Genomic DNA, 12,158 nt, shown 5'->3' on the forward strand with positions numbered 1-12,158 from the left:
CGGATTTGCATTTCTAAACTCTCTATTCTTTTAAGCGGTCATGCTCATCGACTTTGCATTGATACAATCGATCAGAGAATGAAACGGTTCTACGGGATCGATATAAACGATGATACTCGGATATTTCTGCATGAGAAAATGTTCGATCTGTTCTTCGGAAAGAATCGTTTGATCTTCCATTTCCAAAACGGGAAGACCGTCCGCATTTCGATAGATCGAATATTCTTCCTGACCGAGAAAATCGGCCAAGAGCATATATCCGGAGCCGTAGTAAACTCCGCCCTGAAAGTAATACTTGTAAAAGACCCGTACCTCGGGAAGAAATAAATCGGGGTGAAAAACGCAGAGGGAAATTTTCTCGATCCCTGCAATGGTCCTGATTTTCCTAAGATGGAACCAAATCTTCCGAATCAGAAGATAGGAAATCAGAATCAATACAGGGATGAGTATAGGCATCCTTAGACTAAGGCAATCTCTTCCGACCTTTCGGGATTACCGGAAGAATTGTCGTCTCCTCCGGCCTTTGAATCTGCCGGTTTATAGTCCGTCCACGGAGTTTCCACGAAGTCGAGCTTACCTTCTTTGAAATCGATTTCGATTTTAGTAGGTTCTTTGTAAGCTCCTTTGAGCGTTTGAACCGCCATGTGATCTTCGAGTTCTCTCTGGAAAACTCTCCGAAGCGGTCTTGCGCCGAACTTCTCGTCGTAGCCGATATCCATGATATGATCCTTTGCGGCCTGAGTGATGGACACTTGGATCGTTTTTTCACGGAATCTCTTGTTCGTATCGATCACCATAATATCGATGATTGCCATGATATTCTCTTTGGTGAGAGATCCGAAGTAGATGACCTCGTCCACACGGTTCAGGAATTCCGGGTTGAAGTATTTCTTCAACTGATCGCGGGTTTGATCGGACTTGTATTTCAGCGCTTCGTCTTTACGATCTTCGAATCCGAGTCTTCCACCGGCTTGAATTTCCTTCGCACCGATATTGGAAGTCATGATGATGATCGTATCTCTGAAGTTGACTTTGCGTCCTTTCGTATCGGTCAGGTTTCCTTCTTCCATGATTTGGAGGAGAATATTGAAAATGTCGTGGTGCGCTTTTTCAATCTCATCCAAAAGAATGATGGAGTACGGTCTCTTTCTGACGAACTCGGTCAACTGACCTCCGTCATCATAACCTACGTAACCTGGAGGGGCTCCGATCAAACGGCTGACCGCGTGCGGTTCCATGTATTCGGACATATCCACGCGAAGCATCGCGTCGTCGTTTCCGAAGAGGAAGTTCGCAAGAGCTTTTGCAAGCTCGGTCTTACCGACTCCCGTCGGTCCCAAGAAGATAAACGACCCGGTAGGACGTCTTTCGCTCTTGAATCCCGTTCTCGCACGACGAACCGCTTTCGCGATTTTTTCGATCGCTTCGCCTTGACCGACGACTCGTTTTTTAAGTTCGTCTTCCAAGCGGAGAAGTTTGTCGGATTCGGATTCTTCCATTTTTTCCAGCGGAATTCCGGTCCACAAAGAGATCACGGAAAGAATGTCGTCTTCTTCGATGTTAACCGCGAAGTCTTCCATCTTCTCTTGCCAAGAACGAATCTTTTCTTCCATAGCCTGTTTTTTCCGGTTCACTTCGTCGCGAACTCCGGCGGCCTTTTCGTATTCTTGGGCGCGGACCAATTCTTCTTTTTTAGTCGCGAGAGATTTGATTTCCTCTTCGAGATCCTTGATCGTTTGAGGACGAGCACAATTCGCTAAACGCGCTTTCGCTCCGGCCTCGTCGATGATATCGATCGCTTTATCAGGTAGATAACGATCGTTGATATATCTGTGAGAAAGTTTCACGGATTGTTCCAAAGCCTTATCGGAGTATCTCACTTTGTGGTGAGCCTCGTAGGCTTTTTTCAAACCTTGGAGAATCTGAATCGCGTCGTCCACCGAAGGTTCGGCGACTTTTACGACTTGGAATCTTCTTTCCAAAGCCGAATCTTTTTCGATATACTTACGATATTCCGCGCTTGTGGTCGCGCCGATGCACTGGAGTTCTCCTCTTGCTAATGCGGGCTTGAGAATGTTCGCCGCGTCAACGGCTCCTTCCGCGGCTCCGGCTCCGATCAGAGTGTGAAGCTCATCGATAAAGATGATGATGTTCGTGGAGGAAGTGATTTCCTTCATGATCTTTTTCAGACGCTCTTCGAATTCTCCTCTGTATTTGGTTCCTGCGATCAAAGACGCGAGATCCAAAGAAAGAACTCTCTTTTCGAACAAGAGATCGGGAACGCTCTTTTCTACGATCGCAAGAGCAAGTCCTTCCACGATCGCGGTTTTACCGACTCCGGATTCTCCCACGAGAACCGGATTGTTCTTCGTTTTTCTGGAAAGAATTTGAATGACTCTTTGAATCTCAATCGCTCTTCCCACAACCGGATCCAGTTTTTTATCTCTGGCAAGTTGAGTGAGGTCGCGTGCGAACTCGTCCAAAATCGGAGTTTTGGTTTTTTCCTGACGAGGTTGAGTTCCTTGCGGACCGGATTGAGCCGCGGAACTTACGCCGACGGAACTTGTTGGCGGAGCTCCCAGCAAACGTAAGATTTCGCTCTTTATAACATTATAATTTACGCTAAAAGAATAAAGCGCGCCGCCCGCGATGTTGTTGTTATCTCTCAACAACGCAAGAAGGATGTGTTCCGTTCCCACGTAATTGTGCTTGAGACGTTTTGCTTCTTCTTTGGAAAGCTCGATAATTTTTTGATATCGATCCTGACCGCCGGCGACGTCCATGAGCAAGGCTCCGGAAGCTTCACGCGTTCTTCTTTCCACCTCTTTACGCAATTCGTTGAGGTTAATGTTGAGGTTGTTCAGGATTTTGATAGCAACCGAATCTTCTTCTTTCAGAAGACCGAGCAGAATATGTTCCGGCCCGATATAATCGCTACCAAGACGCTTGGCCTCATCCTGAGCGATCTCGTTGATGACTCTTTTGGCTCTTTTAGTAAATTCCAGCATAACAGCGCCTTTGTTTTTTATTTGTAATGATTAGACTGAATTCGCTTCGAAATTTCCACTCAGTGAGTGTAACTCTGCTTTTAATTTCAGTATCGGAACGTTTTCGAAAAAGGATCGGAAGTTCGCGTAAATTCCGGGCTTACAACGCCGGTTCCACCTGTAAGGCTAAATAATAAACTAAATTTAAAAAGGAATTTTTTTGAGAAAAAGCAAAATTTTTTAGATAAAAAACTGCGAATTCGGATGAATTCTCAAGGTAAAACTCTAAAAACCCGGGAACCTTAAACGAGGGAGAATTTTGGTTCTTCCAGGATTTCATCGAGAGCTTTAAGCTGATTTTGGTTCCCGAACCCGCATTGGTAGGACACGAGGTGACATAACCGAAATCCGGATCGTAGTCAAAAAGTTTTTGATTTTCCCATTTTTCCAAGGGAGAATTTTCGATTTGTCGGAATAATTCCGAAACCGTCGGCGCCAAAACCTCCCATCGAAGATGATCTTCGTCTCCGAAGAATAGATTGCCCTCGCCCCAAGGAATTCGAGCGGGTAATTCTTTGTGGTTAAGAAGCGTAGGGTCTAAGTTTAAAGTCTGCGTTAGGAATTCTTTTAGGATTTGGGTCGGAACTCCGGCGTTTTGCGTCGCAGTCGGATAGATTCTTCCTTTAAGGTTGCGTCCGATTCTCAACCGGAAGGTAAACGGCGGAGAAATCCGATCCAGCTCGAGAATTTTTTCCGACTCGGAAAGAGATTCGAAACGAAGAAAATTCTCCAGCTCCGCTCCTTGCAAAAATCGGGAAGAAAATTCGAAGTCCTTTTGTCTGAGATGCGCTCGGTATTCTTTTCGAAAAATTTTGAGACAATGGACGCAGCCGATTTTTCCTTTTTGATTCCAGACCGCGCGATCGGTCCCGCAGTATAAGCAGGTTTCGGATGACATCTCCGTTCAATTTTGAAATGGGTTGAAGTTCCTACGCAAGCGGGATTTCAAACGAAATACTTTGTCGGAACAAACGTTAAAGCGAAATTCTTACTTTACTTTAAGAAATCGGTTGAAGCTTGCCGCCCGCCATTTGATTTCTTCGATGCGCTAAAGAAGCGAGTTCCATATCGTGCGTCACGATCACCATCGAAAAACGAAGTTCCTTTTGAAGTTCCAAAATCAACGCCATCAGATTGCGGGAATTCTCGCGATCCAAGTTTCCGGTCGGTTCGTCCGCGAGAACGAGTTTTTTTCCGGCGACCAAAGCTCTTGCAACTCCGACCCTCGCACTTTCCCCGCCCGAAAGCTGGGAAGGAAAATTATCATGACGATCCTTAAGACCGACACGATCCAACATTTCGATCGAAAGTTGTCTCGCCTTTCCCGGTTGAACTCCGTTGATCAAAAGAGGAATGCTTACGTTTTCCAACGCGGTAAAATCGGGAAGAAGAAGATGATGCTGAAAGATAAAGGAAACTTTTTCCGCTCTGAACTTTTCTTTTCCGGTTTCTGAAATTTGATCGAGGGAAACTCCGCAAACGCTGACTTCTCCGCTATCGGAAGAATCCATAGAACCTAAAATGTTCAGAAGTGTGGACTTTCCGATTCCCGACTTTCCTTCCACGGAAACGATCTCGCCTTCTTCGACGTCGAGATCAAGATGATCGAGGATTTTAAATTCCTTATCGAGAATATGATAATTTTTTACTAAATTTCTTACTTTGATCAGACTCACGTTAGTCGTTCCTTATCGTATCCACGGGATTGAGTCCGGCCGCCCATCGCGCCGGGAAGTAGCCCGCGATTCCCGATAAAATCGTAGCGGCCGTTGTCACCATAAAGATGAATGAAATGTCTATATCGACAGGAATGTGATCGAAGTAATAAACGTCCTTCGGAACCAACTCCACGTTCGTCCACTCGGAATGATAAAAATAATATCCGACCATGTTGATGAGTTCGGAAAGTCCGTTTACGATCGTCTCCAAATTGCCGGCGATAAAAATTCCGGAAACTCCTCCGACAAGTGATGCGAGAACTCCGACAACCATCGCGTTCAAAGTGAAGATCAGTAAGATTCCGGAAGAAGGAAGACCGAGCGCTTTCAAAACTCCGATGGATTTTCGTTTCGCTCTTACCAAACTGTAAACGCTCGCGACCATTCCCAACGCCGCGAGAATGATAAATAAGAAAACGATAATGGAGATGATCGTCTTCTCCAGCTTCAACGCGGTGAAGAAGTTTTCCTGTTCTTCCGCGATCGTTCTTACGCTGAAAGAAGCGGAGTAACCGATCTCGTTTTCAAATTCGGGATCTCTGAATTCTTTTAGAATTTCTCTTTTACAATTTTGTAGATCGTCCAAAGACTTCACTTTGATCGCGATCTGATTTACCGAATTCTTTAGATTAAAGAATCGTTGTGCGACCGGAAGCGAAAGAAAAACGTAATGTGTATCGTAGTTATAATAACCGGTTTTAAAGAAGCCGACCGTTCGAAACGTTTTGATGGAAACGTCGACGCCCTTTCCTAAGGAGAATCTTCCGCCGGGTACGGCCATCGTAAGATTCGCTCCAAGATCGAAGTTATAAAGACCGGCCATTTCCTTTCCGATCAATACCTGATTGTCCGCGTTGTATTTTACGATTTCTTCCCGGTTGTGATGAACGATTCTCGGGAAATTGGGAAGTTTGTTTCCGATCAGATCGTGGATGTTTTCAACGGGAAGTGCGCGAACCATAATGGGAATAAACGAGTTGCTGTTCTGAATCAAACCGTGACTCGTTATACTTCCTCCGATGGAAACGATCCTATCTTTTAAGTAAGGATTCTTACTTAACCAAGAAACTATCTTTTCATAATTTTGTATATCGCCGGAATCGAAATTATTTTCGATCGTGATATGAGGTCCGCCTTGCCAAAGAGATTCTTTTACCTGTCTTTGAAAACCGTTGAAGATCGATAAGACGACGATCAAAAGAGAAACTCCCACCGTCATAACGATGAACGAAAGTCTAGACTTTAATGAGAGGAGACCGGCGACCCGGGACCCCCGAATATAACGGGAGGTTACCAGAAATATCAAAGAACCCCGGAACAAATTTGACTTCATTAAAAAACTCTTAAAATTAGAAGGCGAAATCCTTCCTTAGTTTGACAATTCTCTGAATCCGAACCAGAATGTCAAAAATAAAGAAGAAAGTTTCCCAATCGGAGCCTTCTTAAGTTAAAAATACATGAGCTCCAATCAGGTCTATTCGTTTCAATTCATCTCGAGAGACACAACCTCTTCCATTCATATTCTATTCACGAGCGTCATCGATATCCAACAAGGAAAGATGGAGAAGATCGAAACCGTCGCAGTCGGACAATCCGAGAACATAGGTTCGGTTCAACTTTCCGTTTCCACTCATAAAGACGTGGTCAACGTTTGTCAAAAGTTGAAATACGAAGGAAAACAACTTAAGAATCTCACGAACAAACTCACGGAACTGTTTCAAACGAACGGAAAGTCGGACGACTTTATGGAACAGTTGATTCATTACCTTAAAAGTAAAGACGACAGTAAGATCAGTTATATTCTCAACCAGGTAATCAACGAAGCGACCGGAAATTCCAAACCCGATATTCAGCTTTTTTATATGATCGTGGATCGTGCAAGACTCGATGAAACGAATCAAGGAAGTCCTTTGGAAGATTCTTCTCCGGAAGAAACGGATTCCGATCTTCCTTCTTTCGAACCTTCGACTCCGACGTTCGAAACAAGTAAACCCGCAGAACCTCAGGAACAATTCATTCCCGCGGGCTCCAGAGTGATTCCGATGAAGTATGTTCTTTCTCCCGTTTCCGGAATTCAAATCAACACTTTGAAACCCGGCGACAAGATCATGATCCAATTGTTAAAGACGGACACTTCTTCTCAGGGTATCATCGAAGCGATGAAGTTGGAAACTCCGGAAGGACAGATTCGTCCCGTTCCCGGAACGGTTGTCTCTTCCAAAAACAACGGCGTAGAGAATGAAACCGTGGTTCAGATCGGTTCGGATGTATTCGGAAAAATTTATGAAGAAGAGAACTCGATCAAGGTTCGTCCTTACACGGGCGAGAAACCGATCGCTTCCGCGGGAAAGTCCTCTTCGAAAACCTCTTCTCAAGGTTCGGGATCGTCCGAAGATTCGGGATTGTTGATTACGATCCTGATCGCGCTCGGCGTTCTCGGAATCGCAATGACCGCCATCTTCGTATTTCTTTTTTAACCATCGACTAAACCATGAAAACAAAACTCGCTCAGATCCTTCCTTTCATCATTTTATTCTTTTGTCTTGTGAACATCTCCTTCGAACCGATCTTTTACGATCCGAGAGATATGGATTCCATGGAAGCGCTTCTCGAAGGTTCGGGAAGAGAACTCGCTCCTCAATGGGGAATCGAAAGAGGATTGATTTCCAAAATACGACTCACTTCCAAGGTTATGGAAGAATTGAACGAGAAGTCGATTCCCGCCGACGCCCAGCTCGAAGCCACCGTGGATCGAATGAGTCGTATTCTTTTGGGTCAGAAGATCATGTTGTTTATTTACGGATTTCTAATATTCTTATCCGTCACTTCGTTTTTAACGCTCCACTATAAAGCCTGGTTTTATTCTTTTTTGAATCGAAGTTTGTATCTGATTTCCGTTCTTCCCGTTTTGATGTCCCTGCAACATCCGGTGAGAAGCATTCAGCAGACTCCGATCATCGGCGCGATCGTCTCTTTGTTCTTGTTCGCATTAACGATTTTGTTAATCTACATGATCTTCGGAATTTCCAAGGTTTACGATAACAAAACCGCGGACCGTTTCAGCGTACTCCAATCCGCTCAAAACGGAGAGGAAGAATTTCAATCCTCTTCCTCGTCGAAAATCTCCTGGATTCCGGTTCTGTTTCATTTCGCGGCGATCATGTTCACCGGAATTCTTTTAGGAAACCTGATCTACATTCCGATTTTTCTTCTTCAAAAACATTATTCGTTCGAGTTCGGAATTCTTCTGATTTTTCTTTTGATGCTAATGATGCTTTTTTACATCCGCAATTATTTTAGAATGGGGAAAAGCGACGCGCTCACTTCGACGGGAAACATTACGTTATCCGTAAGTTATCTTCAGTTCAGGGTCATCCGCAATACGATCTTTATCGCGTTCGCGATCTTGGGCGTTATTTTATTCGTGGTGCTTTTGTTTACGATTCTTTCCATGAACACTTGGGTTCTCGATTTCGCTTCCAGCAAGGGTTTGTGAGAAAGGAAAACGAAATTTTACAAATCGTTATGAATACAAAATATTACCTTCTCTTTCTCGCGGTTATCTTTTCACTTCAGTGTTCTTTCCAAAAAAGAACGGACGAGACTCTCTCGAATTCTTATGAAGCGATCGACATGCCGGAAATATATGCGCAAACACTTGATTATGAAAAATTAAGCGGCTCAGGCATTGGGATCTATTTTAATCCGTATCGCTTAAATCTTAGAGTTCCCGATAACATATCGGAAATTTCAAGTTTTAATAAAACGTTCTTAACCGATTCTTACGCACGTTTAAAAACGATACCTTCCTTTTATATGACCCAATTTACGCACGAATTCGCATATCAAAAAGACAGTCAAAAGATTAAGATATTCTTTCCGAAAGAATTCCTTTCCACTCTTAAGGGTTATGCGGGACGAGAAAAAGAAATTTCGACTAACGTTATTTTTGCGTTCTACAACACTTTCGACAAAACGAACTATCTGTTTCTAGACGGAATTAACGACGAGTTCAGCGAAAAATCCTATAAATTTCATTTTTACAATACTTACATGAAAAAGGGAATGGAAAGCAATAAGGCCGGTCAATACTCGCAGGCGATTCAAAACTTTAATAAAGTCATTAGCCTAGAACCGGAAAACGAATTTCCATACTATAATCGCGGTAACTCCTATAACTTTCTTAAAATGTTCGATCAGGCGATCGAAAGTTATTCAAAAGCGATCTCTATAGATCCTAATTTTACACTTGCATATATGAACAGGGCCTTGGCTTATAGGGACGTTCAAAAATACGACAACGCTCTGGTTGATATTAATAAGGCTATCGAACTGGATCCAGGTTTTCATGACGGATACTACAACAAAGGTCTAATCCTGGAATCTCTTAAGAAATATGATGAAAGTTATGAGAATTTTAAGAAAGCTTATTCACTTAATAAATCCAATCACGATGCTTTGATCATGGGCGCTTTATCTGCGTACAAAAAACGCGATCATAAGGAAGCGATTCTCCTTTCAAATCAGTATTTAAAACTTTATCCTAAAAGCGGTCTCGGATTCTATATTCGTGGATTATCCACAATTGCCGAAGGGGATAAATCTAAGGGTTGCGCGGATTTGTCCAAAGCAAGAAGTGCAGGATATGAAGGGGACGTTTGCGGCTAAAATTCATCCTCGCTCAACCCGCTTGTCTAAAATACAAATTCAAGCAAAGAACGGCCGTTAGGTGGAAAACCGCGGCAAAAAGATAGAATTTAAAGTTGAGATGTTCGCGGAAGGTTTGAAACAGCCCGATGTGAACCACGGAAAACGTGGAAATTAAAATCCAAAGATTAAAAACGGTCAGCGAAAAATAAACGCTGATATAAACGACGAGAAGAAAGAAAATTCCGAAGATCGTTTTCACGATTCTATTTTTTTAAGGAAGTCGGCGTTTGACAGGTCGTTTCGAATCCTTTTTTGATTTCGCAGTTGATCGTTCCATCGGGAAGATAAGTGGTTCTGGAAAGAAATCCTCCGTTATCGTCGAAAACTTCGATCGCTTCGGTTTTATGAGTCGGGTAGTAATAGAACCAAGTTCTGATCTTTCTTCCATTTTTAAAATAACCGGTGTATTCCAATTCTCCGTCCGGAAAATATTTCTGCCAGAGATTGTTTCTAAATCCGTCCGAATAAGTTCCGCGAAGTTCCACTTGGCCGTTCTCGTAAAATCTTTCGTAAAGACCTTCTTCGTTTCCTTCGTCTCCGCTCATCATCACTTCGGGTTTACGCGCTCCCTTTCCATAGTTCTGACGAATGTAAAGATTTCCACTGTCGAAGTTCCAAATCCATTCTCCCCTGCGAACCCCGTTTTCAAAAAGACCTTTGGCTAAAACCTTATCGTCGTATTTGGAAAAGAATCTGCAAAGTCCGTTTTCCAATCCGAGTTCGTTTACGGAACAATCCTGATAGATTTTTCCGTTGTCGTAATAAATTCTTCTTCTACCCGGCTCGGAAAGAACATACGCGTTGAATTCTTTTTGAAACTTCGCTCCTGCGGGAATGTTTGCCGGAGTCGGCTCCTTCACACAGGCGCCGGATAAAACGACGATCGCACTCAAAAGAAAAACGTTCTTTCCGAAAAAGGATTTGGATTTTAAATTCATTCGATTTTTTGTATATACTTAATTGCTAATAGACTTAGTCGATGGTGAACTTTTTATTCACGAGAAGTTCTCCGTCTTCGTCTCGAACTTCCACTTCATACGAACCTTGTTGATCGAAAAAAGTATCGTCGTAGTAGGTCTGAAACTTTTCGAAACTTTTGCGGAAGTCCTTTTCCTGAACGGAGAATTCCTCCTTGCCGCCGTCGGTGCGGTAAATTGTTAAACGAACTCGTTTCGGAGTGGACCAGCCTTTTTTGTAGTAAATGAAAAAGTCCTGACCATGAGAAAAATGATATTCCTTTTGAGAACTCATTCCGGAAACTTTTTCGGGAGTCATCTTGTCGATGTCCATATAGATTTCATGTTTTGCGGGCCAGAAAAACCAAACGGCGAGCGCCAGAAGAATCACTCCGGCAATTTTTAAAAAGCGGGAGGAACCTTCTCTTTCGGGAGATTCCGGTCTTGTATAGTCTTCCAATCTCATGACACTGCTTATCCTGTGGAGGTGGTTCTTTTTGGGCAAATGTTTTTCCTCTCTTGCCTCGGAAGAGGATAAATTCCGAATCGAAGATTCGCCTTCGGACGTTGACGTTACTGACGATTCTTTTTCTTTAGGGAAAGAATCCCTTGAGAATTCTTCCCTGAAAGGTTCCGGTTCGACGGACGATGTTGGGACGCCGATCGGACCTGGATCCGCGATTTCCGCGGAAGTCGTTTCTTGTTCTTGGCGTTCGGAGAACGACGCTTCCTTCGAATCCGTCGACAAAGACGATTGCGTGGGCGAAGCGGATAAAGACGATGATTCCGACGGAGACGATTCTCCACCTAACGTCTTTCGAACATGAGCGCCCGCCGCTTGTTTTAAAAGATCCTTCTTAGCCAAGAGCCAAAACCTCTTCCACAAATCCTTGATAGGATTTTGTCGCCTTTCCTTTCGGTTGATATTCGAAGAGCGTTTGTTTCATCATGTGCGCTTCTTCCACGCTGACCGACGGAGGAATTCTGGATGAGAATAATTTCAAATAAGGTTCGATCATCGGTTCGAGAGTTTGGGAAAGTGTCGTTCTCGGATTAAACATCGTAAGCACGGCTCCGAAAACTTTCAAAGAAGGATTGAATCGTTTTACGGTATTCTTATGCGCTTCGAGAATCGCTTCGATTCCATCGAGAGAAAATTTGGAAACCTGCAACGGAACCAACAATCCAGTCGACGCTACGAACGCGTTGAGAGTGATCATGGAAAGACTCGGGGGACAGTCGATGATCGCGTAGTCGAATTCGTCCTTGATCAGCTCCAAAGAATCTCGGAGATGAAAAAATCCGTCGATCTTTCCCGAAAGCATCACGTCGACTTCGGCAAGGGAAGAATGGGACGGCCCGATCTTTAAACCTTCGATCCGAGTTTGAATCAGAATCTCTCTCGGATCACCTCCGTCTCTAAAAATTTTATAAAGACTTTTTTCCCTTCCTTCTTCCGTTGAAACTGGAAGGGAATTCTCAGCCGTAAAAACGGAAGTCGCGTTTCCCTGCGCGTCCAGATCCAATAACAAAACTCTTTCACCTTTGAGCGCGAGCCCGAAAGCGAGATGCACCGCGGTCGTCGTTTTGCCGACTCCGCCTTTCTGGTTTGCTATACAGAGGATCTGTTTCATAAAAAATCCGTTGCCCGTAGATTCCGCTTTCCCGAGACTACATTTAGAGATCGTTCTCCAAGGATTAGGGATAGAATCCTCAATCGGTTTTGG

Annotated in this window: 12 protein-coding genes and 1 pseudogene; 4 read left to right on the forward strand and 9 right to left on the reverse strand. The window is 43.7% G+C overall.

Features of this window, described 5'->3' with window-relative positions; genetic code table 11:
• Positions 1-30: 30 nt before the first annotated feature.
• The 5 genes from LEP1GSC052_RS15475 to LEP1GSC052_RS15495 all read right to left on the reverse strand — a co-directional run bounded on the left by LEP1GSC052_RS15475 (position 31) and on the right by LEP1GSC052_RS15495 (position 6,098).
• Positions 31-456, reverse strand: a complete 426-nt coding sequence (locus LEP1GSC052_RS15475; RefSeq protein ID WP_040913070.1) for a hypothetical protein — start codon at positions 454-456, stop codon at positions 31-33.
• Between the two features lie 2 nt (positions 457-458).
• The gene (locus LEP1GSC052_RS15480; protein WP_010573347.1) at positions 459-3,008 is read right to left on the reverse strand and encodes an ATP-dependent Clp protease ATP-binding subunit; all 2,550 of its coding nucleotides are present in this window, start codon (positions 3,006-3,008) and stop codon (positions 459-461) included.
• A 139-nt stretch (positions 3,009-3,147) separates the two neighbouring features.
• Positions 3,148-3,945, reverse strand: a complete 798-nt coding sequence (locus tag LEP1GSC052_RS15485; protein WP_010573346.1) for an ATP--guanido phosphotransferase — start codon at positions 3,943-3,945, stop codon at positions 3,148-3,150.
• A 100-nt stretch (positions 3,946-4,045) separates the two neighbouring features.
• Positions 4,046-4,723 (reverse strand): ABC transporter ATP-binding protein, encoded by a 678-nt coding sequence (locus LEP1GSC052_RS15490; RefSeq protein WP_010573345.1) that lies wholly within the window; start codon positions 4,721-4,723, stop codon positions 4,046-4,048.
• 1 nt (position 4,724) lies between these two features.
• Positions 4,725-6,098, reverse strand: a complete 1,374-nt coding sequence (locus LEP1GSC052_RS15495) for an ABC transporter permease (RefSeq protein ID WP_010573344.1) — start codon at positions 6,096-6,098, stop codon at positions 4,725-4,727.
• Between the two features lie 124 nt (positions 6,099-6,222).
• Between LEP1GSC052_RS15495 and LEP1GSC052_RS15500 the strand changes: the two genes are divergently transcribed.
• The 3 genes from LEP1GSC052_RS15500 to LEP1GSC052_RS21485 all read left to right on the forward strand — a co-directional run bounded on the left by LEP1GSC052_RS15500 (position 6,223) and on the right by LEP1GSC052_RS21485 (position 9,433).
• Positions 6,223-7,242: a hypothetical protein gene (locus LEP1GSC052_RS15500; RefSeq protein ID WP_010573343.1), complete on the forward strand. Its 1,020-nt coding sequence runs from the start codon at positions 6,223-6,225 to the stop codon at positions 7,240-7,242.
• Positions 7,243-7,256: 14 nt separating this feature from the next.
• Positions 7,257-8,261 (forward strand): LIC_10230 family protein, encoded by a 1,005-nt coding sequence (locus tag LEP1GSC052_RS15505; protein ID WP_010573342.1) that lies wholly within the window; start codon positions 7,257-7,259, stop codon positions 8,259-8,261.
• 557 nt (positions 8,262-8,818) lie between these two features.
• Positions 8,819-9,433 carry a tetratricopeptide repeat protein gene (locus LEP1GSC052_RS21485; RefSeq protein ID WP_279626070.1) on the forward strand — a complete coding sequence of 205 codons (615 nt, stop codon included), beginning with the start codon at positions 8,819-8,821 and terminating at the stop codon, positions 9,431-9,433.
• A 13-nt stretch (positions 9,434-9,446) separates the two neighbouring features.
• Here LEP1GSC052_RS21485 and LEP1GSC052_RS15515 read toward each other — a convergent pair whose 3' ends face one another.
• The 3 genes and pseudogenes from LEP1GSC052_RS15515 to LEP1GSC052_RS21820 form a co-directional block, all read right to left on the reverse strand.
• A complete protein-coding gene (locus LEP1GSC052_RS15515; protein WP_010573340.1) occupies positions 9,447-9,674 on the reverse strand; it encodes a hypothetical protein in 228 nt (75 codons plus the stop codon).
• A gap of 4 nt (positions 9,675-9,678) precedes the next feature.
• The gene (locus LEP1GSC052_RS15520) at positions 9,679-10,413 is read right to left on the reverse strand and encodes a toxin-antitoxin system YwqK family antitoxin (RefSeq protein WP_010573339.1); all 735 of its coding nucleotides are present in this window, start codon (positions 10,411-10,413) and stop codon (positions 9,679-9,681) included.
• Positions 10,414-10,447: 34 nt separating this feature from the next.
• Positions 10,448-10,984, reverse strand: a pseudogene (locus tag LEP1GSC052_RS21820) (hypothetical protein); the annotation flags it as partial.
• On the opposite strand from LEP1GSC052_RS21820, the gene LEP1GSC052_RS21825 reads away from it, so the two are divergent.
• Positions 10,929-11,258, forward strand: a complete 330-nt coding sequence (locus LEP1GSC052_RS21825; RefSeq protein WP_010573337.1) for a hypothetical protein — start codon at positions 10,929-10,931, stop codon at positions 11,256-11,258. The pseudogene LEP1GSC052_RS21820 and the gene LEP1GSC052_RS21825 overlap by 56 nt on opposite strands.
• A gap of 30 nt (positions 11,259-11,288) precedes the next feature.
• Here LEP1GSC052_RS21825 and LEP1GSC052_RS15530 read toward each other — a convergent pair whose 3' ends face one another.
• Positions 11,289-12,065 (reverse strand): ParA family protein, encoded by a 777-nt coding sequence (locus LEP1GSC052_RS15530; RefSeq protein WP_010573336.1) that lies wholly within the window; start codon positions 12,063-12,065, stop codon positions 11,289-11,291.
• Positions 12,066-12,158: the final 93 nt, after the last annotated feature.

The sequence above is a fragment of the Leptospira kmetyi serovar Malaysia str. Bejo-Iso9 genome (assembly GCF_000243735.2).
Lineage (GTDB): Bacteria > Spirochaetota > Leptospiria > Leptospirales > Leptospiraceae > Leptospira > Leptospira kmetyi.

Bases quoted from the DNA above. Each gene is read 5' to 3' on its own strand.
- LEP1GSC052_RS15530 (WP_010573336.1), bottom strand. From the start codon at position 12,065: ATGAAACAGATCCTCTGTATAGCAAACCAGAAAGGCGGAGTCGGCAAA.
- LEP1GSC052_RS15500 (WP_010573343.1), top strand. From the start codon at position 6,223: ATGAGCTCCAATCAGGTCTATTCGTTTCAATTCATCTCGAGAGACACA.
- LEP1GSC052_RS21485 (WP_279626070.1), top strand. From the start codon at position 8,819: ATGAAAAAGGGAATGGAAAGCAATAAGGCCGGTCAATACTCGCAGGCG.
- LEP1GSC052_RS15485 (WP_010573346.1), bottom strand. From the start codon at position 3,945: ATGTCATCCGAAACCTGCTTATACTGCGGGACCGATCGCGCGGTCTGG.
- LEP1GSC052_RS15475 (WP_040913070.1), bottom strand. From the start codon at position 456: ATGCCTATACTCATCCCTGTATTGATTCTGATTTCCTATCTTCTGATT.
- LEP1GSC052_RS15495 (WP_010573344.1), bottom strand. From the start codon at position 6,098: ATGAAGTCAAATTTGTTCCGGGGTTCTTTGATATTTCTGGTAACCTCC.
- LEP1GSC052_RS15520 (WP_010573339.1), bottom strand. From the start codon at position 10,413: ATGAATTTAAAATCCAAATCCTTTTTCGGAAAGAACGTTTTTCTTTTG.
- LEP1GSC052_RS15480 (WP_010573347.1), bottom strand. From the start codon at position 3,008: ATGCTGGAATTTACTAAAAGAGCCAAAAGAGTCATCAACGAGATCGCT.
- LEP1GSC052_RS15505 (WP_010573342.1), top strand. From the start codon at position 7,257: ATGAAAACAAAACTCGCTCAGATCCTTCCTTTCATCATTTTATTCTTT.